This is a genomic window from Desulfovibrio cuneatus DSM 11391 (assembly GCF_000430005.1).
GTDB classification, from domain to species: Bacteria; Desulfobacterota; Desulfovibrionia; order Desulfovibrionales; family Desulfovibrionaceae; genus Frigididesulfovibrio; species Frigididesulfovibrio cuneatus.
In genome coordinates this window covers 53,598-78,731 of the sequence record NZ_KE387019.1, presented here as the reverse complement: position 1 = coordinate 78,731, position 25,134 = coordinate 53,598, and the positions used below count along the sequence as shown (strand labels likewise).

The following is a 25,134-nucleotide window of genomic DNA, read 5'->3' as shown; positions in this document are numbered from 1 at the left end:
CCCGACCTTGCCAAACGAAAGAACTGCGCGTTTCCAAACTGTTGTTTAATCAGTGCTTCCCTAGGGAAGCGCGTAGTTATTCCGCTCAAGCTTCGTGGAGATGTGCAGGGCTTGGGGAGACAAAGCCTCCCCAAACAAGAAACGTCACGCCTTTTCTGCTACAGGCAACAGCACAGGCACCACGGCCACCAGCGCTGCCGCACCCATAAGAATATACACCAGTTCCATGCTGGTTATGGCTGCCAGGGCACCAAACAGCAGGGGTAGCGTCATGTTCACGCAGCCGCGCACAAAAGAACTGCCAGCAAAAACTTCTTCATAGGACTGCCCAGGCACCACGGCCCCGGCCAGAATGGTTTGCACTACAGGCACAGTGCCTTTGGTTACCATACCCAAGGCAAGGGCCGTGGCCACTATGCCCACTGGGGCACTTTGCCCCACCAGCAGCACCAGCAGGCCTGCCTGCACCACCTCTGCCCCAACAAACACAGACCGGGCACCCCACAAATCCACCAGCCTCCCGCACAGCACCTTGCCTGCGAAACACCCCACAGTAAATCCAAGGGCAAAAGCCCCCATAATTTGCGGGGCAATGCCTTTACCAAGCAACAGCAAGGGCATGAATGTAAAAATATGGTCACTGCCAATGGTATTCAGCACAGTAGCGCTTAAGGCAAGGGCCATTTTTTTCTCCTTAAGCAAAGCAAGGGAAGGGAACACCCGCCCATGGGCTGCGTTCCCGGCTGGGCGGCAGAACCGGACTTTTCGGCGCGATTGCCACAAAAGCCACCCCCCGGCGAGCAAGGCAAGAGTCCCATAACTGGCACATACCACACGCCAGCCAGCTATTCCGGCAATGGGCAGCGCCGCAGCAAAACCCGCCAGGGAAACAAGAGGAATGCGGCCTATGTCGCCAATGGCGGTAAAGTCACTTAACGCTCTGCCAAGGGCGGTCTTGGGGGTTTCCTGGGCTATCCAGGAAAAAGCCAGGGTATGAAACACCCCATGCCCGGCAATGGCAAACACAAAACATGCCCCAACCAGTAACATGCTGGCACTGCATGATGCCACCACAAACCCCATGCCATAGCACAGGGCAACCAGGGCAAGCGCCCCGGCTGTGCTCAAACGACGGGAAAACCACACAGCCCACAGCCCCGCCGCAGTGCTTGCCATAAGCCCTGCAGAAACAACACTGCCTACCATTTTTTCCCCTGCGCCAAAGGCCAGCACCACAAATGCCAGCAACACCGGAACTGAATCATACAGGCCATCCACAAGCACATGGTAGGTGTTGAGCAGGGCAAATGTTTTTTTCGTAATTCCTGCGGGCTGGGCAGCAGCTTTCACAGGTTGCACGCCTGGACTATGCATACATTTTACCCATACAAGGTTACACTGTTCAGGCCAGCTTGTGCCTGGCTGGAAAAAATACGTCCACACACCTTCTTGCCATGAGACAACCCGCAAGCCACAAGCATACGCCTATACCCCAAGCCTTACCTGCTGGCCAGGTACACGTCAAATACAAACTGCCGGGTAATAGTGTCCGGCTATCTTTTTTTCTCTGCCAAGCATTGCCGTAAAAGAGTAGGCAAAAAGAGATGATTATAAAGGCAAGCGACACGCTGCGCTGGGTAATTTTGCGAGCAAAATCGCCCCAATGCTATCCGGTTTTTAGCCGGACAGCATTGACTACCGGGTAAACCAAGAGCAAAATATGTAGACTTTTTTCCTATACGCTATATACATAAAGTTGTTATTTACCACATTGCGACATAATCAACCAACGCACATATGTACCGCAACAGTGTGTGCGGGCTGACAACGGTACAAGGAGAGAAAGTCATGTCACAACTATCTGAACTTCCTGCCAGCGAAGTGGTGTACCTTGACCACCTGAGAACACTGGTGGTGGATGTACGTACGGCACCGGAATATGCCGACATTCGCCTTGCTGGCCCCCATGCATTTATGCCCCTTGATACCCTGGACCCAGAGCAACTGCTGTTGCAGTATGGCATTACCCGCGACACCCCGGTGTATGCGTTGTGTGCCAGTGGGGCACGTGCCCGCAAAGCAGGGGAAGCCCTGCTGGCAGCCGGGTTTACCCGTGTTGCCCTGGTGCAGGGCGGCATTACAGCCCTGAAGGGCGTTGAGGTGCCACTGGCCGGCCCTGGTGCCACCCGCAAGGAGCAGGGCAAGGGTATTCCACTGGAGCGCCAGTTGCGCATTGCCATTGGTATTCTGTTCGTTTTCATCACAGCACTGGCGTGCTGGGTACATCCAATATTCAGTGTGCTGGCCTTCCTGTTCAGTGTGGGCCTTGTGGCAAGCGCAATACTTAACCGCTGCGGCCTGGCATTTTTACTTGCCAAAGCCCCGTGGAATAAACAGCAAAGCTGTTCTGGCAGTAGCTGTTCCATCGGCGGTGCCAACAAACCCGGCGCAAGCTGCCAGTAAGGAGGTTTCCCATGCACACACCCAATGTTCGCGGTTTTTTTGACCCAGCCACTGCCACCTGGACATACGTTGTCTGGTCTACTAATAACGCCGTGGCCCAATGCGCCGTTATTGACAGCGTGCTGGATTACGACATTTACTCCTGCACCACCAAAACCACCTCTGCCGATGCTGTTATCGACTTTATCCAGGAAAAGCGCTTAAGCTTGCAGTGGATACTGGAAACACACATTCATGCTGACCACATTACGGCGGCCCATTACCTACAGCAAAAGCTGGGGGGCACAATTGCCATAAGCAAGCACATTCTGGCTATTGTGCACACGTGGGAGGCCTACTTCCAAAACAGTGCAGACACCCCCCAGGACGGCAGGCAGTTTGACCACCTGTTTGAAGATGATGAAGAATTTACCATTGCCGACCTTCCCGCAAAAATCATGTACACCCCTGGCCACACCCCGGCAGATACCTCGTACATTATCGGCAATGCCGTGTTCGTGGGCGATGCCATGTTCCTGCCCGATGTAGGGTCTGGCCGGTGTGACTTCCCGGGCGGAAGCGCGGAAGATGCCTACGATTCTTCCCGCAAGCTCCTTGCCCTGCCGGGTGACTACCGCATGTATGTGGGCCATGACTACCCGCCAGAAGGCATGCGAGGCCCACGTTGTATGGCAACCATTGACCAGCAGCAGCAAACGAACAACCGCCTTTCCTATTCGGTGGACAAACACAGCTTTATTGCCCGGCGCAATGCAGACGACACAGGCAAACCTGTGCCTCACCTGCTGTTGCCCTCCATCCAGGCCAACCTGCGGGCGGGCCAGTTTGGAGAAGCTGTTAATGGAGTGCAGTTTGTGAAACTCCCGGTGAATATGCTGTAGCGACTCTCCAACAAAACAGACAAAAGGCGGCATACAGCCGCCTTTTGTCTTGTAAAAAATCGCCCCCGCAGGACTATTCAAATGGACAAAGCTGTGGTAACACGAATGCATACTAAATAAGTCGCCTATTATTCCCCCATACCATTCCAACCACAGGACATTGTCATGCGTTTACTGGCAACCATATTCCTTTTTGCCGTGCTTGGGGCAACCCCTGCCCTGGCATTTGGCAACCTTTTTGGCGGCAGCTTTGAAAATGTTTCCCCTGCCAACGGTGTTGTTACCCTTGATGCTTCCGGCCTTGAAAAGGGGCAGTCACAACATTACCGATTGAAGGAAAACGGTAAAACCATCCGTTTTTTTGTTGTGCGTGACAACCAGGGGACCCTGCGCGTAGCCCTGGACGCCTGCGACGTGTGCTGGCGTGAAGACAAAGGCTACATCAACAAAGACGGGGGCATGGTCTGCGTTAACTGCGGGCAGAAGTTTGCTTACAACCGCATCGGGCAGGTGCACGGCGGCTGCAACCCCCACCCCGTGGCCTTTACCGTGGCTGAAAATACCGTCACCATTCAAGCCCAGGTACTGCTGGACGGTGCTGGCTATTTCCCTGGAAATGCCCGATGAACCTGCTTACCCTTCCTGTACGTTATGCCAGGGCGAAATGGCTGCGCACCCTGCTGCTGGTTGCCATATTTGCCCTTGGTGTTGCCTCCATGACCGGTTTGCATCAGGTTTCCCAGGCCGTGGGGGAAAGCCTGGAAAAAAAACTCCTCAGCTATGGAGCCAATATTCTGGTTACCCCCAAGCGTGAAGTGCTTACCGTAAGTTACGGCGGCTATACCCTTGGGGACGTTACCCTTGAGGAACACTGAATTCCCCTTACCAAGGCCATGCAAGGTATTAATGCCATGCCCCTGCGCGCCAATGTGGCCATTATCGCCCCCAAGCTTATAGCCACAGCCAAAATACACGGCAAGGCCAGCGCCGTGGTGGGGGTAGACTGGCAGGAAGAACTTGCCCTGAAAGGCTACTGGGAAGTGCACGGGGAGTTCCCTTCCCCCACCGCCACCCATGATGCCCTGGTGGGTGCCAGCCTGGCCCAAAGTTTGGGCATTGCCCCCGGCCAAACCATACAGGTACAAGGCCAGGATTTTACGGTACGCGGGGTACTACTGCCCACAGGCAGCGACGACGATGCTGTGTTGTTTGCCCCCCTTGCTGCCGTGCAAACCATGGCAGGCAAGCAAGACCAAGCCACCTTCCTGGAAGTGGCGGCCCTGTGTTCCGGCTGCCCCATTGAAGATATTGTACTGCAATTGCAGGAAGCCCTGCCCGGCACAGAGGTAAAAGCCCTGCGTCAGGTGGCGGAAAGCCGTATGTATGCCGTACATTTTGCCCAGGACCTGGCCTTTTATGTCAGCTTGGTTATTCTGGTTACAGCCCTTGCCATGATTATTATGTCCATGCTTTCTTCGGTGAACGAGCGCAAAAAAGAAATCGGCATCATGCGCGCTGTGGGTTTTTCCCGCAGCAGCGTATTTGCCGTGTTTGTTTCCGAAGCCTTGGGCATTGGAGCCCTGGCAGGACTGCTAGGCTATGTGGCGGGGTGCTTTCTGGCAACCTATGTGCTGGCAAGCCTGCACCTGACAGAAGGCCCGGTACAGCTTTTTTCCCTGCAACATCTTTTAGCCACAACCGCGCTTGTGGCAGGCGCTGCGGCCCTGGCCGCCGCATTCCCTGCCTGGAAAGCTTCGCTGGTTGAACCAGCCGATTCGCTGGCGGCGGTATAACAATGCAAAAAACACACACTTCCCCCTTCATTCAAGCCGTGCAGGTAAGCAAGCGCTACCCAGGTGCTGTCAAGCCCGTGCTGGAAGACGTGAACCTGCAAGTGCAGCGCGGTGAATTCCTGGCTATTCTGGGGCGTTCCGGCTCTGGCAAGTCTACCCTGCTCAACACCCTTTCCTCCCTGGTACTGCCCGACTCCGGCAGTATTTATATGGAAGGAACAGACATTTGCAAGGTCAAAGAAAAAGAACGCAACCGCCTGCGCAGCCATACATTTGCCATGGTATTCCAGCAGCACCACCTGCTACCCTACTTAACGGCCCTGGAAAACGTGCTGCTCCCCTTCATGGGGGGACTTGGGCATGTGACCAAAGCCCAGCGGCAAGCGGCCCTGGACATGCTGGAAAATGTTGGCCTGCAAGGGAAAGAAAACTCCCGCCCCGGCACCCTTTCCGGCGGGGAACAGCAGCGCGTGGCCATTGCCAGGGCCCTGGCCCGTGGGGCCAAAGTGCTGTTTGCCGATGAACCCACAGGAAGCCTGGATTCTGTTACAGGCGACGCCATTATGCAACTGCTGCACTCCCTGAACAAGCAGGGGGTTACGGTAATTATGGTTTCCCACAACCCCGAGTATGCCCGGCAGGCCCAGCGCATGGTGACCATGCAGGATGGCCGCATCGTGGGCATTGCACACGCCCCCAATGAGTAACCTATTATGATAAGCGCCCTGGAAATGTTCAAGGTGGGCATTGGCCCCTCCAGTTCCCACACCCTTGGCCCCATGAAGGCTGGCAAAGACTTTGTCCTGCACTTGCAGGCACAAAATCTGTTACCGCAGGTTGTGCGGGTTGTGGTCAATCTGTACGGTTCCCTTTCCCTTACGGGCAAAGGCCACCAAACTGACCAGGCCATTGTGCTTGGCCTGATGGGGGAAGAACCGGGCACTGTAGACATAGACACCATTCCCGCCCGGATGCAGGCCCTTGCCACCAGCCACACCCTTGCCCTGGCAAACGGGGCTGCCTGTGTCCCCTTTTCCCTGGAAGCCGACATATGCTTCCATGAAACAGTACTGCCACTGCATGAAAATGGCATGCAACTGCAAGCCTTCTCCGCCAGCGGGTTGCTGTTTCAGGAAGAGTATTATTCCGTCGGGGGCGGCGTGGTGGTGCGGCGTGAAGAGTTTGGCAAGCCTGTGCCAGACACGCACATTTTCCCCTACCCCTTTGCCTCTGCCGAAGATTTGCTGCGCCATTGCCAGGAAACAGGCCTTTCCCTTGCCAGTTTGGTCATGAAGAATGAATGCAGCCTGCGTAGCAAGGAAGAGGTGACAAATTACTGCACCCATATTTGGGAAATAATGCAGCAGTGCATGCAGCGAGGCATGCAAACAGAAGGATTGCTGCCCGGCCCCATGCGCGTGGGCCGCCGTGCCCCCAACCTGCGCCGCCTGCTGGCAAGCCGCACGGATTTGCGGGAAGACCCCTTGCTGGCCATGGACTGGGTAAACCTGTTTGCCCTGGCTGTAAGTGAAGAAAACGCCGCAGGCGGGCGGGTGGTAACGGCCCCCACCAACGGGGCATGTGGCATTATTCCGGCTGTCATGGCCTACTACAATAAATTTGTGTGCCCCCTGGGGGAAGAAGAGCGCACCCGCTTTTTCCTTACTGCCGGGGCCATTGGCCTGTTGTTCCGCATGAATGCCTCCATTTCCGGGGCGGAAGTGGGCTGCCAGGGGGAAGTGGGCGTGGCATGTTCCATGGCAGCGGCAGGCCTTGCCGAACTTATGGGGGCCTCCCCCCAGCAAACCTGTGTGGCTGCGGAAATTGGCATGGAACACAACCTGGGCCTTACCTGCGACCCGGTGGGCGGGCAAGTACAAATTCCCTGCATTGAACGCAACGCCATTAACGCTGTTAAAGCCATTAATGCAGCACGCATGGCGTTAAAGCGCTCCTCCACCCCGGCGGTTTCCCTGGATAAAGTTATTGAAGCCATGTTTGTGACAGGTAAAGACATGAACGCCAAGTACCGGGAAACGGCCCAGGGGGGGCTGGCTAACGTCGATCTTGTCGGTTGCAGTTAGAAAGGGGTGTCTTTTTTCGTTTGGCGGCGTTGCTTGCTTTTTTGGGAGGGGGGCAGGGTATAAGAATTGACTCGGCCCGTCCTGGGCCTCGGCCTTCGGCTCCCGCCCTTTGGGCGGTTCCCAATTCCGCTTTCCTGCGGAATTGTCAGCATCCGCCTCAAAAAAAAGTCATGCCTAGCCAAGCGAAAAACTCACCCCTTTCTTTTCGTGTTCCTATCGCAGTTATGTAATCTAGGGTACTCGTTACACATTTCCTCGAAGCCCAAGCGGAAAAAAGTTTGGGGAGGCAGAGCCTCCCCAAATTCAATGCAATACTAGCAATTGTACAATGGTCTCCAATTACGTTGTTTGAATGAAAAAACGTTCCACATCCACAGCATCAACCTGTTTTTCTTTCAGGTACTTTTTCCCATACTCCAGGTAAATACCTGATTGCAGGAAGTGGTTGAAGATATTCACGTCCACATGCTGTTCTTGAGCCATTTTTGCCAGCAGGGTCATAGCCTGGGAAAGGGTTTTTCCGTCTTTGTATGGTCTGTCTGAAGCCGTAAGGGCTTCAAATATATCTGCTAGCACCATCACTTTTTCCGCAATGCTCATTTCACTGCCCTTGCGCCGCCGGGGGTAGCCTGTACCATCTATTTTTTCATGGTGGTTGCCAGCAATGTCCGGCAAACGCTTCATGGTTTTTGGCAAGGGCAGGGCAGAAAGCATACAAATGGTTTGCACAATATGGTCGTTAATTTTAAAGCGTTCTTCTTCCGTCAGGGTGCCACGGCGAATGCTCAGGTTATACACCTCGCCATAGTTATACATGCAGGCAGGCAGTTTCATGTCAAACCCAAGGCTATTGCGCGGGTCTGAAGGCTGCACAGGGGGAATACGCTCACCCCAGGGAATGATGTGCGACTGTTTGTCTGCCAGCAGCATTTCCGGCGCAGGCAGGGGTGCGTCTTCCGCATGGGCGGGGGTGCGCAGCAACTCATCGCGAGAAAGCCCAAGACGGTCGTCAAAGTAACGCATCCAGATTCTGCCAGAAATACTCTTCAAACGGGCCACATCGTCATCAGACATGGCCTCACCACCAATATTGCATTTGGCGATAAAGGCGTATTCTTCCTGAAGTGCCTGCTGTTCCCGTGCGCATTCTTCTTGCGCCTGCGCTTGTGGCACGCCAGCCTGAATGGCTTCCAGGCTGCGCATGGCGGCGTCTCTGTGCAGCACCTCAAAGCGCATGCGTATTTCATGAATGCGGTTGTAAATGGTTTCCAGCTTAGTGGCTTTGTCCACCACATATTCCGGGGTGGTAATTTTACCACAGTCATGCAGCCAGGCGGCAATGCGGAACTCTTCTTTCTGGATGGCAGTAAGCCCATAACCACCAAACACAGGATTTTGCGAAGTGCAAATGCTGTCCATAAGCATGGTAGCAAGCACGGGAACACGCTGGCAATGCCCCCCTGTATATTGCGACTTGGTATCAATGGCATCTGCCACCAGTTTAATAATGGAATCAAGCAGGGCTTTTTGAGCCAGAATAAGCTGCCGGGTTTCAATGGCAACAGCGGCGGAACCGGCAATTCTGTGGGTAAACTGGAGCAGTTTTTCCCGCAGGGCAGTGCCTTCCTGCCCGCCTCCCAGCACAAGCAGGCCCGTCAGGTCCTGTTCGCGGTTACGCAGAATAACGTGAATATCCGAACCGAGCTTGTTTTGCTGAATGGATGCCAGCAATTCTTCGTCGCCGGGGTTTGCGCCAGGCAGCAAAATAGCGTCCAGCGGCTGCCCACCCTTATGCACAAAGGGCACCAATTGGTTGCCACTGTCATCCAGCAGGTATACAGCGCCGTATTCTTGTTTGGTCAGGGTTATGAGCTGGTCAAGAACGGAAAGCAGCATTTTTTCCAGGTTCTGTTCCTTGTTCAAGGCAAGGGAAATGGCCTGAAAACTGCCAATGGCAGCAGCCATGTTGCCCAGCACCTTGCCAAGCTCCTGCACTTCACGCACCACAGTGGTAACACCCACTGGCTGCGTAAAGTCAAAATTTTCCAGGGCGCTTATCTGGTTGCGCAATCTGGTTACGGGGTCGATAATAACAGCACGGCTAAAGAACATGCTAAGGGCCGTAACAACCAGGGCAAGCCCCGCCGCAACAGCCATTTGGAAGTATACATTGGTCCAGGCCTGGGCCAGCAATTCCCGTGCAGGTATTGCCACCAGCATGGTAATATCATCTGTTTCCAACGCGCTGATAGTTTCTTTAAAACCAAACCACTCCTGGTTGCCATCATGCAGCCTGAAGGTGAGCTGCCCTGCTTCATCTTTTTGGCTATTGAGCTTAGTCAAAATGGGAACATTCAACGTTGTCAGGTCTGCCAGTTGCAGGGAATCGCCATTTTGCACCAACAGGCGGTCCGTGTCTGGGTAGGCAACAAGCCTGCCATGGGGGTCAACAATGGCAACTTCTGCATGGGTACTCAAGCGCAACGTTTCCAGCAATTTACCCAGGTTTTCTATGGTGGAATCAAGACCAAAAACAGCGTTTCTGCCCTCTGCCTGTAAGGCCATGGTCAGGCCTATTTCTTTGGTGGAATAAAACAGGTAAGGCGAAGTAATTTCTATGGTTTCCGAAGCATTGGCTAACTTGAACCAGCTTCGCTCGCGCGGGTCAAAGCGATATTCTGGCAAGGGGCGCGTTTCCAGCAATTGCAGGCCAGCACTGTAAAGCAGTAACGTGCCTTTTGCCTCGCCTGCTGCATCACGCTCCACAGACTGGACAAGATAGGCGGTGCGTTCCGGCACGGGCTGTGTAAGAAGGGGAATTTCACCTGCATACTGGCGCAACATGAAAAAATCACCGTTCTTGTAGCCCACATAGATAGCGTTGAACAAATCATTACTTTTAATAATTTCAGCCAGCATGGGCAGGCTTGGTAACCGTTCTTCCAGTGTTGTTGCCTCAGCAAGGCTATGGTGGCTTAACATGCGCATGGTCAGCATGGCGGGATCAAGGGTTGCCTTAATGCTGAAATTGGCTGTGTTGGCAAGATGCTTTGCCGTAATGGAAGTGGCATTAAGCAAGTTGCGTTCGGTATTTTTAAACCCTTGGTAGAGTAATAGAGAAGCAAGAAGAACCATGCTGCCCACTACGGAAAAAAGCACAAGAATTTTTAAAGAAACAGAGTTACGTTCCTTCTTCATAGGAAGCTCCGGAGTTTTTCTGGCATATGCCCATAAAAACAGGCGCCCAAATAGTTACTATAACACTACCATACAGTTACATATATCTGTCTATAATGCAATATTCCGGTTCAATGCTGCCCGGCAAAAAAGCCGGACAGCATTGGGGCAAAGCGGTTGCTTAGTGTAAATAAGGGCTCTTCCCCCGCCCGGCAATGCGGCTGTGCTCTTGTTCCGTGGCAGGCACTGGCAGCATAATGGTGAACATGGTGCCCCTGCGCGGGCAGGATTCTACCACAATGTCGCCCCCATGTTCTTCAATGATTCCTTTGGCAATGGGTAGGCCCAGCCCGGTACCGTATTCCTTGGAGCTGTAAAAAGGCTCAAACACCACGTCCAGCTTTTCTGCGGGAATGCCGGGGCCGGAATCGGTAATACGCAGGCAGGCGAACAGGGCACCTTTGCCATCTTCATGCACAAATTCTTCCAGCACCAGGTTGCCGCTATAATCCATGGCTTCGCAAGCGTTCAGCAGCAGGTTCATAATCACTTCCCGCAGTTGTTCCGGGTCGGCTTCTATGCCTGGCATGTTGGCATAGCGGCGCACAGTGGTGCTTACCGGAAAGGCCGCCAGTCTGTTTTCCAAAAGACGCAGGCAGGCGTCCAGTGCGGACCACAGGCTGGTGCGCTGCAATTGCAGCCTGGGCCTGCGTGAAAATTCCAGAAAATTGCTCACCACGCTGTCCACATGGCTGATGGCATCGGTAATTACCCGAAAATCCTCCTGCTGCTTTGCCCCAACTTCCATAGTGCGCTCCAGGGAAAACAGGCGCAGCTTCACAGCCGTTAAGGGGTTACGCACGCTGTGGGCCACCCCGGCAGCCAGCTTACCCACCATGGCCAGTTTTTCCACTTGGCGCAACGTTTGGTGACTTTCATCCAGCTCCACCTGTTTTCTTTCCACCTGTTCGCGCAACGCTTCCACCCTGGCAGCCACACGCCCAAGGGGAGAGTGGGGAATGCCTTCCTGCTCCATACCTTCTGCAATGGCTTCAAGGGGACGCAGCACTTCCCGCGAAACAATGCTCCACAGCAGGGCAAGCATAACAAGCACGCTTCCCACAAGCACCAGCACAGCCCAGGCAAACATTTTGCCGGAATTGGCCGGGGCAAAGGACGTTATTTCCAGTAAGGCCAGGGTAGCAACTGCTGCACAGGCCAGGGCAATAAATATCAAGCTGAAGGCAAGCCGTGCCCCAAGCTGTACAGGCATGGGCAACAGCCGTAAAAAAGAATAGTTCATACCGTGTCCTTTTCTCTTCCTAAAACATATGCAACGTGCACATGCTCTCAACCTAAACCATGGGAAAATTACGTTTTGCGTGCTTTTCCATCATATTTCGTCCTGGCTGCACATACCGAAACAGGCCCTAAATTACAATAAACACTCATTTTACGGGAAAATTACTCTCCCCTATGGGTGTGTTTTGGAGCTTCCTTCCTGCGGGAAGCCACCTTAAGACTATTTCGCAATAATCTTAAACCACAATAACGCTGCGGGCAATGCATCTGCTCCCCTCACAATATGCAATAATTGTTACAGAATGCACAAGCAAACCTCTTGGCGTTTTGCCGAGAATTGGATACACTCACGGGTGTTCATTCTCTATGCGCCTGTACTTACCTGGAACAGCTTCAACGCCAGGAACCATAGTGTGCGGGCAAACAGCCCAAGGCAAATGGCAAGCCAAAACATAAGGGCCAAACGCAAATAGCTGAATTGCCCAAAGCCCAGCCTGTTGCACAACCTAGAAACTGCCCCGCCGGGGAGAGGTGTTTATGAAACCCATTCGACTGCTCATCATTGATGATGAGGCAGACTCCGGAGAGATTCTAAGCATGCGTTTGAACCGCCGTGGCATGGAAACACACTATGCCTCCAGCGGGGAAAAAGGCCTTACCTTTTTGCAAACTACCCCGGTAGATATTGTTCTTCTTGACGTCAAAATGCCTGGTATGGACGGGCTGGAAGTGCTTGCTCACATAGCCGCATTATACAAACAAATGGGCGTTATCATTATTTCTGGCCATGCCGACATGGACTCCGCCGCGCGAGGGCTGGAACTGGGCGCAAGCCATTACCTGCTGAAACCTGTTAATTTTGAGGTTCTCTTGCATAAAATTGAAGATACCTACACCCAGAAACAACTGGCCGGGCAGGATAGCGCATGCTAAGCCTGCTGCGCCGCATGTTCAAAGGGGTTTTACCTGAAGTCCCTGCCCCGCAAAAAGAATCGTTTGCCTCACGCTTTCATCGTTTCAAGCTGTTTTTAAGTGCCCACATTGATGCCTACAGCGAAATGATGACCTTTGAAGAGCGCCTTGCCAGCGAAGTGCCCGTTGGCATGCCTTTTTTGCGGGCCTGTACCGCCCGCCTTGGCATTGCCACCATGCAGTGCATTATGCACGTGCAAGCCCTTGGCGGCCCTGCCTTTGCCCGCCTGAATGAGCCCTTTAATGCGTTGCGGGCCAAAATTCAGCAACAACTGAACGCCAGCACCTGGCCCCTGCAAGGGCCACTGGTTGTGCCCTACCCCGCCGTGACGGAAGAGCACACCCCTATTATTTCTGCAAGCGTGACAAAAATTTCGGCCATTACAAAGCAGCACCCTGAATACGTACCCAGCGGGTTTATTGTAACTGGTGCGGCATGGTGGAATTTTGTGCAGCACCCTGCCCTGCATGATGAAATTGACCGCATCATGCTTATTTCCCAAGAAGACCCCAATAGCTACCACGAAGCGGCTATGGCCATACGCGAGCGCATTCTTTCTTCCTTTAGCCTGCCAGACAACCTGAAAGAAGAACTGGACGCTGCCTTTGAACAGCTCAGGGAAGAACTGGCTGCCCCTGGCAAGTGCCTGCTTATTCGCTGCCTGCCTGTGCGCACTGAACACAGCGCCCTGCGCCTGCCGGAACAGGTTATAAACACCCCCATTACCAGCAGCACCGCCCTGTACGACTGCCTGCTGCGTGCCTTTACCCTGCCCTACCGCCCCCGCGCCATGCTTTACCGGCTCAAGCTGGGCATTCGCGACCGGGCCATGCCTTTTTGCGTGTGCTTTTCCGTTCACTCCGCCCAGCAGGCCCGTGGCAGCGCCCACCGCCCGATGGTGCCCGGCACCCTTGCCAATGAAGTGGAAGTGCACCTTCGCCGCAACTATACCTGTGCGGAAGGAGAATCCACCCTGGACGTAAGCAGCCTGCCCGGCTCCATGCTGGAAGAGTTGCGCCAAAAAAGCCTGGAAGCCCTGGTGTGCCTAAGCGACGCCCCGGTGCCAGGCAACCGCCATGAAATTTACTGGGTTGTGGGGGAAGACGGCACCTTTGCCGTGCTGGGGGCCATGGCCCTGCCAGACCCGGACGCGGAAACCCTGAACATTACCCTGCCAGCAGACCAGGGGTTTATTGCCGGGGGCAGCGCCAACTACCCTGGAGTAGCCTATGGCAAGCCCCACCTGGTGCGTAATTTTAATGACGCCCTGCTGTTTCCCATTGGGGGCATACTGGTGCTGCAACAGGCGGCACCGCGCTGGACATTTTTGCTGGATTTTGCCTCTGGTGCCATTGCCTGCGACGGCTCCGGCGCTGGCCCCTTTGCCCTTACGGCGCGCCGCTATGGCAGGCCAACCCTGTTGCAGTGCCCACAGGTACTGGAAGCCATTGACCCGGATACTGAATTATTGCTTATTGCCAACCCCCACGGCAATTCCGGCTTGCGGCCCTGCCCCAAAGGGGAGAACACCTGCCCGGGGGAAGGGCTGGAAGAGTGCACCCTGCCTACCGTGCACAGCCTGTGCCAACTTGCCCAAGACTATAAAGCACGCCAGTGCAAAGGGCACAGCACCGACCAGGGCTACCTGTGGCTTTCCGGCAGCGACATTGCCATTATGGCCCGCAACCTTGCCCCCCTTGTGGCCAGCCTTTCCATACCCGATTCCGACGCCCTGGACTTCCGGGCAGAGAACTGCACTACGTTTCACGACTTTTTGGCCTATTGCCACGACCACGCCGTGCGCGAAATGTTCCGCCATGGCACCTCCAGCAAATCTGCCCACGTACCGGCAAAGCAACTGGTGTGCGATGTGCCCAAACAGTTCTGGATTATTAACCTGGAAGACGGCTTTTATGGCGACATTAAAGGCCCTGCGGTAAAGCTGGAAGAAATCGCTTCCTTGCCCATGCGCACCCTGTGGGAAGGCTTTTCCGACAAACCCTGGGATGGCCCGCCACAACTTGATGCCAAGGGCTTTCTTTCCGTGCTGTTTGAGGCTACCCAAAACCCCAACCTGGACCCGGCCTCTGGCGCAAGCCACTATTCAGAAAAAAATACATTCCTTATTTCCCGCCAGTTTTGCAGCATGCGCTGCCGTTTTGGCTTCCACTTTCTTTCCCTGGACTGCTTTTTAAGCAGCCGCCCGCGGGAACGCTTCATTGTGTTCCAGTTCAAGGGAGGCGCTGCCAACCTGAGCAGACGCATACGCCGCGTGCATTTTGTGGCAGAACTGCTGGCCCAGTTTGACTGCTCCACGGAAATTGTGGGCGACACCCTGACAGCTCGGATGGAAGGTGGGGAAGAAGAACAACTGCTCAGCACCTTACGGGTTATTGGCTACCTTGTTATGCACACCCGCCAGCTTGACATGATTATGACAGACGAACAGGCACTTACCATTAAACGCCTGCAAATGCTGGAAGATATGGTGGTGCTGGCACGCCGTCCCCCCATGCAACTACCTTAGGAAACGCTGAGTTATTCCGTTTGGCTACGTTACTTCGCTTTTTTTGAAACAGTCGAGGACGGAAGAGTCCACTCCTGCTTCAAAAAAACTCGTGCCTTGCCAAACGAAAAACTCAGCGTTTCCAAAAAGTTACTTCATCAGCAGTTCATAAAGAGAACACTGAATTATTGTTTTCGGCACTACCACCAGCATGTATTCCTTCCCTATTTCCCCAGCAAGCACCAACACCTCAGGAACGTTATGCCAGAACAGAAAGAAAAACCCGTATTTACCATACAACTGCAACAGGGTGCAGACAGCCTTGCCCGCTGTTCCTGGTGCGGCACAGACCCTTTGTATATGGCCTACCACGACGAAGAATGGGGTATGCCCCAGCGCGACCCGGTACGGTTGTTTGAAAAAATGTGCCTGGAAGGGTTTCAGGCGGGCCTTTCATGGATAACCATTTTGCGCAAGCGCCCGGCATTTCGCACGGCCTTTGCCAGCTTTGTAGCAGAAGAAATGGCTGCCTTCACCCAAGCGGATGTAGAACGCCTGGTGCTGGATGCGGGCATTATTCGCCACCGGGGCAAAATTGAAGCCGTTATCCACAACGCCCAGCTTGTAACCCAGCGTTTTGCCCAGGAAGGGAGCCTCACAGAGTTTCTGTGGAGCTACGCACCCAAGCAGCACACGCCGTTGCAGCCTGACAACATTCCCAGCACCAGTGCGGAATCGCACGCCCTTTCCCGCGACTTGCGCAAACTGGGGTTCAAGTTTGTTGGGCCCACCACCATGTATGCCTTTATGCAGGCCACAGGCATGGTAAACGACCACCTACCGGGGTGCCACTGTTATGAAAAAGTGGAAATAGCCTGCGGCAGGGGGGAAACATATTGAGTAAAAACCTAGAAAAACACTGATTACGTGGCCTTTGGGAAACGCGCAGTTATTTTGTTTGGCAGCGTTTCCCTAACGCAACTGGCTATCTTTACTGCCCTTTCGGTTATACCCCGAAAAGGCAGTTTGTGTTTTATCCTCTTCTGCATGGCAGGCAAGGCACAAACATAATCTTGTGGCGCTGCCCATGGCTATGGCCGCGGGGTTGTGCGCAGGCGCTGCCCACGCGCCGCAAACGTCCTCAATTTTCTTGTACGGCAGCAAATAGTTTTTTGCTTTTTTGTAGTACTTATGGCAATAAAAAACTGCTTGATGATGCAGCGAAAAAGGTAAGAAATCACTCGTTGCATAGCGGTTCCTTAAAACGCCCTGTTCATCGGGGCATTGAGGCAGGCTCACTGGAGGTTTTCACGGTGCACGCCCTTATGGCTGCCCATGAACGCACTGGAGAGATTGGTGCAATAACTGCGAACAAAGCACCCCATTTTTCACTTTTTTACCCGGAGAGACACTGTATGTTAAAACGTTTTGCTTTAGCTGTGTGTATGGTGGGCCTGTTGTGCGGGTTTCAGCTTCAGGTGGGCAGAGCCCTTGATGCTGGCTCAGACGCAGTAAGTGCGGCCACGTTGACCAATGAAGACCTAGTAAAAGCTTCCCGTGATGCCCGCAAAAAGGGCGACCAAATGAACAATGTCGCCCCTGCAAGTGACAAGTATGCCCAGCGCCTTGCAAAACTGACCAAAGGCCTGGAAAAAGAAGACGGCCTGAACCTGAACTACAAGGTATACCTGGTAAAAGAACCCAATGCCAACGCCATGCCAGATGGTTCTATCCGGGTACATGCTGGCCTTATGGATATGTATACTGACGATGAATTGTTGTATGTTATTGGGCACGAAATTGGTCACGTTAAAGGTGGCGACGGCCTTGCAAGTATGCGCACAGCCCTTCTTGCCTCTGCTGCCCGCAAAGGCGCTGGCGCTGCTGGCGGCCCTGCTTCAGCCCTGAGCGACTCCCAGTTGGGTGACATTTTTGAGGCCGTTATAAATGCCCAGTATTCCCAAAAGCAGGAATACGCAGCAGACGCCTACGCCGTGGCCTTTATGAAGCGCCATAAGGCCGACCCCAAAGCTGCTGTAACTGGCCTGAACAAACTTGCGGCCCTCAGCGGTGGCGCTGGTGGGGGCATAATTGCCAGCCACCCCAACCCAAAAGACAGGGCTGCACGCATAGCTAAAGAACTGGGTAAGTAACTGGCATATACGGACAGCGTTTACACGTACCCATTCCCTGTTTCATTTGTATGCCCATGGGTTTTCCTGTGGGCATACAGCGTTGTAGCAATTGGCAAGCACCTGGATTTCCTTTTTCCCGCGTAACCTGATGTAGCAAGGTACACTATGAACATCCTTCTTGTGCTCTGTATTTCGTTGGCGGTTTTTTACCTTGGGGCAAAGTTTTACGGACCGCTGGTGGCCCGCTGGCTGGGGGAAAACCCCACCCGCCCCACCCCTGCTGTGGAAATTAACGATGGTAAAGACTACGTACCCACCAACATGAATATTGTATTTGGGCACCATTTTTCCGCCATTGCCGGGGCTGGGCCCATTGTTGGCCCCACCGTAGCCGTGCTGTTTGGCTACTTACCGGTTTGGGCCTGGGTGCTTGTGGGCAGTGTACTTGTGGGTGCCGTACACGACTTTGTTTCCCTGTTCATCAGCCTGCGTGAACGCGGTAAATCCATTGCCGAAATTACCCGTACCTCCCTAGGAACCACGGGCTTTTTTCTGTTTATCTGCTTTGCCATTCTGCTGCTAATGCTGGTCACTTCTGCCTTTTTAAGCATGACGGTGCAGTCGCTTACCAGCACCGCCCCCCTGGAACTGCTGGGCCTTGGAGCAGACCAAACCATTCTGAACACCATTGATAAAAATGGGGTATTGCACGGGGTAATTGGGGGCATTGCCTCCACTTCCGTTATTATCATTACCCTGTTCGCCCCACTGCTGGGCTACCTTATTTACAAACGTAATTTGAGCACCACCCTTGGCTATATTTTTGCCGCAGTGGTGGCGCTGGGTTCCATTAAGGTGGGCATGAATTACCCCATTGCCCTGGACCCCCAAATATGGATGCTGGTACTTTCTGTTTACGTAACCCTTGCTTCGGCCTTGCCTGTATGGCTTATTTTGCAGCCCCGCGACTTTACCAACGTACAAATTCTGTACGTGGGTCTTATTGCTATTTTCATTGCCATTATTGTGGGGGGTTTTCAAGGCATTACCCTACAAACCCCGGCTGTGGCCATTGAAACGGGCAATGCCAAACTGGGGGCCATTTGGCCGTTTCTGTTCATTACCGTGGCTTGCGGGGCTGTTTCTGGCTTCCACTCCCTTGTTTCCACTGGCACCACGGCCAAGCAGTTAAGCAAAGAATCCGAAGCACGCAAAGTGGGCTATAACGCCATGATCCTGGAAGGCATTCTTGCGGTGGGCACCATTATTATTGTTGGTGCCGCACTAAGCCAGGAACAGTATTTACGCATTGTGTGGCCTGCCCCCGGCGCTGGCAGTTCCAACCCCATTCTGGCATTTGCCCTGAGCATGGGCCTTATGCTTAATAAAACCCTGAACTTTCCGGTCTATTATGGCAGCGTATTTGGCATTCTGCTGGTGGAAGGCTTTGTGGTTACCACCCTTGACGCCGCCGTGCGCCTCAACCGTTACCTGTTTGAAGAACTGTGGAACGTTATGCTGAAAGGCAACGCGCCTGCCTTTATGCGCAGCATTTGGTTTAACTCCGGCCTTGCCGTGGTGCTTATGCTGTGGCTGGCGTGGAACAACTCCTTCACTGCCCTGTGGCCCCTGTTCGCCACCACCAACCAGTTGCTTGCTGCCCTTACCCTGCTGGCGGTTTCTTCCTGGTTGCTTAAACGCCGCCGCCAAGCCTGGTTTACCATTTTCCCGGCCCTGTTCATGGTGGCGACTACCCTTGGGGCACTGCTGCTGCTCTTGCGTTCGTTTATCGGTAAAATCCAGACAGGCGAAAACCTGAGCGGCCCCATTACCTTGCTGGTAATGGACGTGCTGTGCATTGGCCTTGCCGTGGGCGTGGTGATTATGGCTGCAAAAGCCTTCCGCCAATATCGCAACGCACCTGCCCCGGAAAATACCCCTGCGGAAGAGTAGCAACAATGGGGCGCTGCCCCACGCAAAGCAACTAAAAAACAGAGGAACACACTTACAGGTGCGTTCCTCTGTTTTTCTTTGGTAAAAGAGCTAGGCGAAACAAGCCGCTGGCAAGGCGCACGCTTTTGTGGCGGGGGGGCTGGGCTTCTTCGGCCCTGCCCCTTTGTAAAAAAAGCGAAGCGGCGCCGCCAAACGGGAAACTACGCGGTTCTTAGGGGAGGTCCTGAAGCCGGACAACCCTCACCCCCGCATCCCGCGTATGCTGCCATTCTTCCAGGGCTGCCAGGGTTTCCGCCAGGGGGTGCCCAATGGCAATGGCAACTCCATAGCGTTTTGCCTCTGCCTCTGTTTGACGCAAGCGGGCAAGAATGCTTTTTCTGTCGTGGCGCACATCCAGGAACACATTACGGCAATACGCCTGCATACCCCGGCGTACCGCTTCAGCATAAAACACACTGCGGGGGTGGGTAAGGCTGTCCAGCATGAACAAGCCGTTACGCTGCAATACATCCAGCACAGCCTGTACCCCTGGCCTGCTTTGGGTAAAGCGCGACCCCATGTGGTTGTTCAGGCCCACGGCGTGGGGAACTTTTGCCAGCCCTTCCTGCACGGCCACGGCAACGTCCTGGGCTGTCATGGTACGCAGCAAGGCATTGGGGCCGGGCTTTACTTTGGGGTAGCTCACAGGTTCCATGGGAAAATGCACCAGCACTTCTTCCCCTGCCCGGTGGGCCATGGTTGCCCCTTCCTGGGTGTGGCTGCCATGGGGCCAAAAGGCAAATGTGACGGGAAAATTCAGGTCAATTAAACGCTTTACCGGAGCAATGCCCATGCCCAGGTCATCCATCACCACCACCACCATGGGGGTTTGCCCAGGCTGCCTGCGGGGCATAGCGCGCTCTTTGCCTTCCCCTACGGGCTGGCGGCCCACCTCTGGTGTCAGATCTTCCTCATAGGGCAAGGCCTGCAACTCTTGCAGCGCTGCCTGTACTTCAGACTGTGTTTTAAAGGAAAGCGCCTGCGGAACCTCGCCTTGCGGTGGAATAGCCTGGGGTGCCCCGCCTTGTGCAGAAGAAGCCATGCCTTCTGCGGCCGGAGCGGAAGAAACATCGCGCGGCACCTCTTTCCCGGCGGTAGGAGCAGCCACAGCAGAGCTGGCAGACGTTCCATTGGCCCCGCCCACCAGGCCGCGTACTGCCCCTTCTGCCTGAGCAGCAGGAACAGAAGAAGAAGTACCACCCGTGGCTGTTGCGGGAGAGCCAGAAGAGGCTACTGTAGAGGAAGCGACAGGGGAAGCGGCAGACGAAGAACTGGAAGCAACAGAGGCAGGAGAGGGCTGTGGTTCAATACGTGGCAAGCGGAAGGCGGGGAATGGTGCGGTCTCCACAGGTGCCTTTTCAGGCCCGGTGGCAGGGGGTGCGGCCTTTTCTGCTTCCTTGCGTTTTTTGTCTGCCACAACCTGCGGGGTGGAAGCCTTTTCCCCAACCGAGGCATTGCCCTGACGTGCAGTTTTTTTGGTTTTTTGCTGAACCTTGGCAACCTGAGTTGTTTCCTTGGTTGCGGTGCCGCGCTGCATGCGTTTTTCAAAAAATTCCTGCGAAAGAAAAACCACCACAAACAAGGTCAGCAATGAGCCTGCCAAAAATGCCGTAATAGCCGGAGAAATGCTGGTAAACCGCCAGTGCGTATTCTTTCCCTTGCGGGCCTTACTGCGCTTTTTGCCACTGGGGCTGCTGGCGCGGCTGGGCTTACGGGGCGCAGCAGGTTTTGTGCCTGCGGCTTTTGCCGTTTTTTTGGGGGAAGTTCCTTTTGCAGACATATGGGCCAACACTACTCTTTTTGCTCGCAATCGGAGAGACCATTGCAAAATAAATGTTATTGACTTTTCTTAGGGGACGCTGTCCCCCAGCCCCTGCAAGGGGAATGATTCCCCTTGACCCCCCATTTGCGTTCATTTTCCCGCAGAGCGGGAAAATGAACGCTGATGCGAGTTCGAAGAAGACAATTGTGCAGGAAGCACAATTGGGAATCGCCCGCAGGGCGGTAGCCGAAAGCCAAGGTTCAGAAAGACCGAGTCAATCATGCCCTTGGCGGAGGGGACTGTGGAGGAAGAGCCTCCCAGGGAAAGTGCAATAATTTCAATTGTACAACTTTCTCAGTGGATAGAATTCAACCTAAAAGAGGCCTGTCCAAACAGGCCTCTCAAACATGTGGCCTGGGGTTGCCCCCAGGCCACATTCGTGCAAACCCGTTATTCAGACTTTATTTCAGAAATACGGGGCAAACCACGCACCATTTGCAAGCCCATGCGGAGCTGGTTGTCTTTTCCAAGAATCTTGCGGGTTTCTTCTTCCACAAGCTTCGCTTTTTTGGCTTCTTTGGCAGTGCCATTGGTGGGGGCAGCTTCCGTCTGTTTGGTGGCGTTCTTTTCCAGGTGGCCGGAAAGGTCTTTTTCCCTGGTGTTCAGGAAGCGGGCCAGCTTGGCATCCTTTTCATCTTCCTTAATCACCTCAAAGGGCAGTTCAATGTCCGGCACAATGCCCTCAGCCTGAATGGAACGCCCGCTGGGGGTGTAATACAGGGCAATGGTCAGCTTGATGGCGGTGTCGTCCCCCAGGGGCACAAGGTTCTGCACAGAGCCTTTGCCAAAGGAACGTTCACCCACCAGCAACGCCCGCTTGTGGTCTTGCAGGGCGCCTGCCACAATTTCAGAAGCAGAGGCCGTGCCAGAGTTCACCAGCACCACCATGGGCACATTCATTTTGGGAATGTTGCGGCCATTGCTCACATCATACTTTTCCATAATTTCGCCGCCGCGCCCGCGCATGCTCACCACGGTGCCGCTTTTCAAAAAGCGTTCCGTCACGGAAACAGACTGGTTCAGCAGGCCGCCAGGGTTGTTGCGCAAGTCCAGCACAATGCCTTTGACATTTGCCTTTTTCTGGGCAGCGGCCAGGGCCTCGTCCAATTCATCGGTTGTTTTACTGCTGAAACGGGTTAAACGCAGCCACAGGTACCCGTCTTCATCCAAAAAGCGCGACTTGACGCTGATAAGGGGAATGGTATCACGCACAATGGTCACAGCTTCCGGCACCTTGGAATCTTTATGCAGAATAAGCAGTTCCACGGGAGAGCCCTTGGCCCCGCGAATTTTGGAAACGGCTTCCTGCAACGACATATCTTGCGTTGGCAGGCCATCAATACCCAAAATAGCATCCCCTGCTTTCAGCCCAGCTTTGTAGGCCGGGGTATCTTCAATGGGGGAAACCACAATAAGCTGGTTATTTTCCATGGAAATTTCAATGCCAATGCCAAAGAACTCGCCCTGTGTAGTTTCCTTCATTTCCTTGTAATCATTTTTATTCAGAAATGTAGAATGCGGGTCCAGGCTTTGCAACATACCTTTAATGGCACCATCCATCAGCTCGTCATTTCCCATATCACGCACGTAGGTACGCCGTACCTGATCATATGCATTGGAAAAACGCTTCATGGCGTCGTACTGATTTTCATTCTTTGCAGGGGCTGCCCAGGCAGATTGAGCCACTAAGGCAAGGCATGCCACCAATGCAATGCGAGGTAAAAGGCGCATTGATTCCTCCATGTTATACGGAATATGCTGTGGAAACTACATGTTGAGCAACTCAGAAAAACCCGCCACCGTAGCAAAAGGCGCTACCGTTGAACGAGCCACTCTTGGGGGTTAATCGCTTTTTGATGAAAACGCAATTCAAAATATATGCCCGGCCCTTCCACCACAGGATACATGCCTGCTTTGCCAACCTGTGTTCCGGCGGTAATAGAAGTGCCCACTTCCATGGGGCTTTCCTGCAAAAAGGCATACAGGCTATAATACTCCTGCCCGTGTTGCAGCACAACCACCCGGCCAAAACCGCGCAAAATATCGTTATGCACCACTGTACCAGCGGCCACGGCTTTTACCGGTTCCCCTTCAACCGTGCGCAGGCCAACCCCCCTGTAAGGGGGCGTGCTGCCGGGGGTAAACGCTTTTTCCACCCGCCCGTTCACGGGCCAGGGAATGCGCCCTTTCAGCGTTTTCAGGTCGGTTTCATAGGTTTTTACCTGAAAGTGCAGGCTTTCAATAAGCTTCATGGTGGTGGCCAATTCTTCTTCAGCATCAACCCGCTTTTCCCGCAGGCTGTCAAGCTGCTGCCCGTACCGCACCCTGGCCTGCAACAGCTTTGCCTTTTCAAGCTCTGCCGCTTGCAGGTTTTCCGCCACCTCGTCAGAAATTTTCTTGCGCCGCCCAAGCGCCTGGGCCAAATCTTCTTCCTGTTTGTCCAGCAAGGTCCGGTGCTGTTCCAGCGCACTGAACAAGGCCACAGACCATGCATGCTCCCGGTCCATGCGGGCCCAGTCATACAGCTCCCGCCCCCCGGTGCTGATGTGCCTTCCCGTAAGTTCCCACAAAAAATGGGCTGTTTCCTTCAGAGCTTTTTCCGTTTTTTCTTTTTCCAGCAAAAGCTGCTCATAGGCAACACGTTCAGTTTCATCGTGTACCACCAGGTCTTCCAGCTTTTTCTGGTAATTTTCAAGCCCTTCTTCAATGGCCAGAATGCGCGCTTCTGCGGCTGCAAGGCCTTTATCCAGGGTGCGCTCTTCGGTTGTGAGGCGTTCCAGGCTTTCCTTGCGTTGCTGCGCTCTTGCCTGCTCTTTTTCCAATGTGGCCTTCACGTCCCCAAGGCGAACAGCGCATTCCCCCTGCCCAGCTCCCCAAAACAGGGCAAGGCACACGGCCAAGGAGCACAGCACACCCCGTGCTGCCACCCTGGCAGCCAATCCCCCCCAGCACATGGGGGGCATGGCCTTGCTATTCCACGGCACGCTCAAGAAAGCCCCCCAAAGGGCATTCCTTACAGCGGGGTTTGCTTTTTGCGCAAAACTCCTTGCCTGTGCGTACAATAAGTGCATGGTATTCATTAAAAAGGGCTGTTTCCTGTGGCAAAACATCACTGAAAAAGGCTTGCAATTCATGGTAGTTTATTTTTGGTGGCACAACCCCGTGCCTGCTGCACATGCGCCTTGTGTAGGCATCTACTACAAACACCGGGCGTTGCAAGGCATACAGCAAAATACAATCTGCCGTTTCCGGGCCAATGCCGTTAATTTCCAGCAACATGGGGCGCAGGGTCTCTGTTTCCAGGTGGCGCAAAAAGGCAAGGCTGGGGTCATTTGGCGGGGAAGCCTGCCCTGCCACCCTGGCAAAAAATGCCAGAAGCGCCCGCAGACGCTGTGCTTTCATACGATAAAACCCGGAAGGAAGCAAACATGCTTCCAACTCTGGCAAAGAAAGTTCATGCATGACCAGGGGGGAAAGGGCATTTGCCTGCCGCAGCAGGCCCATGGCCTTTTCCACATTGCGCCACGCTGTGTTCTGGGTAAGCACGGCCCCCACTGCCACCTCAAAGGGCGTTTCACCCGGCCACCAGTGGCTTGGGCCAAAATGCCTGTGCATGGCAGCATAATACTGAAGCAGCATTTCGGCCTGTTGCATGACATACTCCTGTCTCTTCAATGCGTTGCTTGCCCCTTTCTTTTCTCCGCTCGGGCTTCGTGGAGATGTGCGGGCAGCAAAGCCGCCCGCACCCTCCGCCCTCGCTCCACGGCTCGCTACGCTCGCGACTGCCGTCTTTCTTGCGGTCGGGCTTCGTGGAGATGTGCGGGCAGCAAAGCCCCCCGCACCCTCCGCCCTCGCTCCACGGCTCGCTACGCTCGCGACTGCCGTCGGCTTTAGTGAAGGCTCTTGCATAACGCTAGGCAAACCTTGAGGTTAGCTCCCTTGAAAAAAAGCGAGCAAAGCCACCTCCGCCCTCGCTCCACGGCTCGCTACGCTCGCGACTGCCGTC

General features: G+C 54.2%; 20 protein-coding genes. 12 read left to right on the top strand and 8 right to left on the bottom strand.

Going from position 1 to position 25,134, the window contains the following annotated elements:
• Positions 1 to 144: 144 nt before the first annotated feature.
• Positions 145 to 1,374: an MFS transporter gene (locus G497_RS0115360; RefSeq protein ID WP_051258224.1), complete on the bottom strand. Its 1,230-nt coding sequence runs from the start codon at positions 1,372 to 1,374 to the stop codon at positions 145 to 147.
• A gap of 474 nt (positions 1,375 to 1,848) precedes the next feature.
• On the opposite strand from G497_RS0115360, the gene G497_RS18660 reads away from it, so the two are divergent.
• The 7 genes from G497_RS18660 to G497_RS0115330 all read left to right on the top strand — a co-directional run bounded on the left by G497_RS18660 (position 1,849) and on the right by G497_RS0115330 (position 7,221).
• On the top strand, positions 1,849 to 2,463 hold the full coding sequence (locus tag G497_RS18660) for a rhodanese-like domain-containing protein (protein ID WP_051258209.1): 615 nt from the start codon (positions 1,849 to 1,851) through the stop codon (positions 2,461 to 2,463).
• A gap of 11 nt (positions 2,464 to 2,474) precedes the next feature.
• Entirely contained in the window at positions 2,475 to 3,344 is an 870-nt protein-coding gene (locus tag G497_RS0115350) for an MBL fold metallo-hydrolase (RefSeq protein WP_027188803.1), read from the top strand.
• Between the two features lie 165 nt (positions 3,345 to 3,509).
• Entirely contained in the window at positions 3,510 to 3,971 is a 462-nt protein-coding gene (locus G497_RS0115345) for a DUF2318 domain-containing protein (protein WP_027188802.1), read from the top strand.
• A complete protein-coding gene (locus G497_RS20670) occupies positions 3,968 to 4,219 on the top strand; it encodes a hypothetical protein (RefSeq protein WP_051258208.1) in 252 nt (83 codons plus the stop codon). Before G497_RS0115345 ends, G497_RS20670 begins: the two co-directional genes overlap by 4 nt.
• An 18-nt stretch (positions 4,220 to 4,237) precedes the next feature.
• Positions 4,238 to 5,137 (top strand): ABC transporter permease, encoded by a 900-nt coding sequence (locus G497_RS18655; protein WP_051258207.1) that lies wholly within the window; start codon positions 4,238 to 4,240, stop codon positions 5,135 to 5,137.
• Between the two features lie 2 nt (positions 5,138 to 5,139).
• Positions 5,140 to 5,844: an ABC transporter ATP-binding protein gene (locus tag G497_RS20285; protein WP_156908144.1), complete on the top strand. Its 705-nt coding sequence runs from the start codon at positions 5,140 to 5,142 to the stop codon at positions 5,842 to 5,844.
• Positions 5,845 to 5,850: 6 nt separating this feature from the next.
• Entirely contained in the window at positions 5,851 to 7,221 is a 1,371-nt protein-coding gene (locus G497_RS0115330) for an L-serine ammonia-lyase (RefSeq protein WP_027188800.1), read from the top strand.
• A gap of 339 nt (positions 7,222 to 7,560) precedes the next feature.
• Here the strand turns inward: G497_RS0115330 and G497_RS0115325 are convergent, their stop codons facing one another.
• Positions 7,561 to 10,419, bottom strand: a complete 2,859-nt coding sequence (locus G497_RS0115325) for an HD domain-containing phosphohydrolase (protein ID WP_027188799.1) — start codon at positions 10,417 to 10,419, stop codon at positions 7,561 to 7,563.
• A gap of 160 nt (positions 10,420 to 10,579) precedes the next feature.
• Positions 10,580 to 11,701, bottom strand: coding sequence for a two-component system sensor histidine kinase NtrB (locus G497_RS18650; RefSeq protein WP_051258206.1), 1,122 nt, complete (start codon positions 11,699 to 11,701; stop codon positions 10,580 to 10,582).
• Positions 11,702 to 12,237: 536 nt separating this feature from the next.
• On the opposite strand from G497_RS18650, the gene G497_RS0115310 reads away from it, so the two are divergent.
• From G497_RS0115310 to G497_RS0115300, 3 genes are all read left to right on the top strand, one after another.
• Positions 12,238 to 12,633 carry a response regulator gene (locus G497_RS0115310; RefSeq protein WP_027188798.1) on the top strand — a complete coding sequence of 132 codons (396 nt, stop codon included), beginning with the start codon at positions 12,238 to 12,240 and terminating at the stop codon, positions 12,631 to 12,633.
• Entirely contained in the window at positions 12,627 to 15,200 is a 2,574-nt protein-coding gene (locus G497_RS0115305; RefSeq protein ID WP_027188797.1) for a PEP/pyruvate-binding domain-containing protein, read from the top strand. Before G497_RS0115310 ends, G497_RS0115305 begins: the two co-directional genes overlap by 7 nt.
• Positions 15,201 to 15,440: 240 nt before the next feature.
• Positions 15,441 to 16,079 (top strand): DNA-3-methyladenine glycosylase I, encoded by a 639-nt coding sequence (locus tag G497_RS0115300; RefSeq protein ID WP_034638250.1) that lies wholly within the window; start codon positions 15,441 to 15,443, stop codon positions 16,077 to 16,079.
• 72 nt (positions 16,080 to 16,151) lie between these two features.
• Here the strand turns inward: G497_RS0115300 and G497_RS20280 are convergent, their stop codons facing one another.
• Positions 16,152 to 16,478 carry a TraR/DksA C4-type zinc finger protein gene (locus G497_RS20280; protein WP_156908143.1) on the bottom strand — a complete coding sequence of 109 codons (327 nt, stop codon included), beginning with the start codon at positions 16,476 to 16,478 and terminating at the stop codon, positions 16,152 to 16,154.
• A 116-nt stretch (positions 16,479 to 16,594) separates the two neighbouring features.
• Between G497_RS20280 and G497_RS0115290 the strand changes: the two genes are divergently transcribed.
• Positions 16,595 to 17,332, top strand: a complete 738-nt coding sequence (locus G497_RS0115290; protein ID WP_027188795.1) for a M48 family metalloprotease — start codon at positions 16,595 to 16,597, stop codon at positions 17,330 to 17,332.
• 147 nt (positions 17,333 to 17,479) lie between these two features.
• Positions 17,480 to 19,267 (top strand): carbon starvation CstA family protein, encoded by a 1,788-nt coding sequence (locus G497_RS0115285; protein ID WP_027188794.1) that lies wholly within the window; start codon positions 17,480 to 17,482, stop codon positions 19,265 to 19,267.
• A 211-nt stretch (positions 19,268 to 19,478) separates the two neighbouring features.
• Here the strand turns inward: G497_RS0115285 and G497_RS19470 are convergent, their stop codons facing one another.
• The 4 genes from G497_RS19470 to G497_RS0115265 all read right to left on the bottom strand — a co-directional run bounded on the left by G497_RS19470 (position 19,479) and on the right by G497_RS0115265 (position 24,782).
• A complete protein-coding gene (locus G497_RS19470) occupies positions 19,479 to 21,086 on the bottom strand; it encodes a divergent polysaccharide deacetylase family protein (protein WP_051258205.1) in 1,608 nt (535 codons plus the stop codon).
• Between the two features lie 432 nt (positions 21,087 to 21,518).
• A complete protein-coding gene (locus tag G497_RS0115275) occupies positions 21,519 to 22,859 on the bottom strand; it encodes a S41 family peptidase (RefSeq protein ID WP_027188793.1) in 1,341 nt (446 codons plus the stop codon).
• An 83-nt stretch (positions 22,860 to 22,942) separates the two neighbouring features.
• On the bottom strand, positions 22,943 to 24,112 hold the full coding sequence (locus G497_RS18640) for a murein hydrolase activator EnvC family protein (RefSeq protein WP_051258204.1): 1,170 nt from the start codon (positions 24,110 to 24,112) through the stop codon (positions 22,943 to 22,945).
• Positions 24,099 to 24,782, bottom strand: coding sequence for an endonuclease III domain-containing protein (locus G497_RS0115265; RefSeq protein WP_027188792.1), 684 nt, complete (start codon positions 24,780 to 24,782; stop codon positions 24,099 to 24,101). Before G497_RS0115265 ends, G497_RS18640 begins: the two co-directional genes overlap by 14 nt.
• Positions 24,783 to 25,134 lie beyond the last annotated feature (352 nt).

Excerpts from the sequence above, each read along its gene's own strand:
- G497_RS0115360 (WP_051258224.1), bottom strand. The coding sequence starts at position 1,374 with ATGCATAGTCCAGGCGTGCAACCTGTGAAAGCTGCTGCCCAGCCCGCA.
- G497_RS18660 (WP_051258209.1), top strand. The coding sequence starts at position 1,849 with ATGTCACAACTATCTGAACTTCCTGCCAGCGAAGTGGTGTACCTTGAC.
- G497_RS0115350 (WP_027188803.1), top strand. The coding sequence starts at position 2,475 with ATGCACACACCCAATGTTCGCGGTTTTTTTGACCCAGCCACTGCCACC.
- G497_RS0115345 (WP_027188802.1), top strand. The coding sequence starts at position 3,510 with ATGCGTTTACTGGCAACCATATTCCTTTTTGCCGTGCTTGGGGCAACC.
- G497_RS20670 (WP_051258208.1), top strand. The coding sequence starts at position 3,968 with ATGAACCTGCTTACCCTTCCTGTACGTTATGCCAGGGCGAAATGGCTG.
- G497_RS18655 (WP_051258207.1), top strand. The coding sequence starts at position 4,238 with ATGCAAGGTATTAATGCCATGCCCCTGCGCGCCAATGTGGCCATTATC.
- G497_RS20285 (WP_156908144.1), top strand. The coding sequence starts at position 5,140 with ATGCAAAAAACACACACTTCCCCCTTCATTCAAGCCGTGCAGGTAAGC.
- G497_RS0115330 (WP_027188800.1), top strand. The coding sequence starts at position 5,851 with ATGATAAGCGCCCTGGAAATGTTCAAGGTGGGCATTGGCCCCTCCAGT.
- G497_RS0115325 (WP_027188799.1), bottom strand. The coding sequence starts at position 10,419 with ATGAAGAAGGAACGTAACTCTGTTTCTTTAAAAATTCTTGTGCTTTTT.
- G497_RS18650 (WP_051258206.1), bottom strand. The coding sequence starts at position 11,701 with ATGAACTATTCTTTTTTACGGCTGTTGCCCATGCCTGTACAGCTTGGG.
- G497_RS0115310 (WP_027188798.1), top strand. The coding sequence starts at position 12,238 with ATGAAACCCATTCGACTGCTCATCATTGATGATGAGGCAGACTCCGGA.
- G497_RS0115305 (WP_027188797.1), top strand. The coding sequence starts at position 12,627 with ATGCTAAGCCTGCTGCGCCGCATGTTCAAAGGGGTTTTACCTGAAGTC.
- G497_RS0115300 (WP_034638250.1), top strand. The coding sequence starts at position 15,441 with ATGCCAGAACAGAAAGAAAAACCCGTATTTACCATACAACTGCAACAG.
- G497_RS0115290 (WP_027188795.1), top strand. The coding sequence starts at position 16,595 with ATGTTAAAACGTTTTGCTTTAGCTGTGTGTATGGTGGGCCTGTTGTGC.
- G497_RS0115285 (WP_027188794.1), top strand. The coding sequence starts at position 17,480 with ATGAACATCCTTCTTGTGCTCTGTATTTCGTTGGCGGTTTTTTACCTT.
- G497_RS19470 (WP_051258205.1), bottom strand. The coding sequence starts at position 21,086 with ATGTCTGCAAAAGGAACTTCCCCCAAAAAAACGGCAAAAGCCGCAGGC.
- G497_RS0115275 (WP_027188793.1), bottom strand. The coding sequence starts at position 22,859 with ATGCGCCTTTTACCTCGCATTGCATTGGTGGCATGCCTTGCCTTAGTG.
- G497_RS0115265 (WP_027188792.1), bottom strand. The coding sequence starts at position 24,782 with ATGCAACAGGCCGAAATGCTGCTTCAGTATTATGCTGCCATGCACAGG.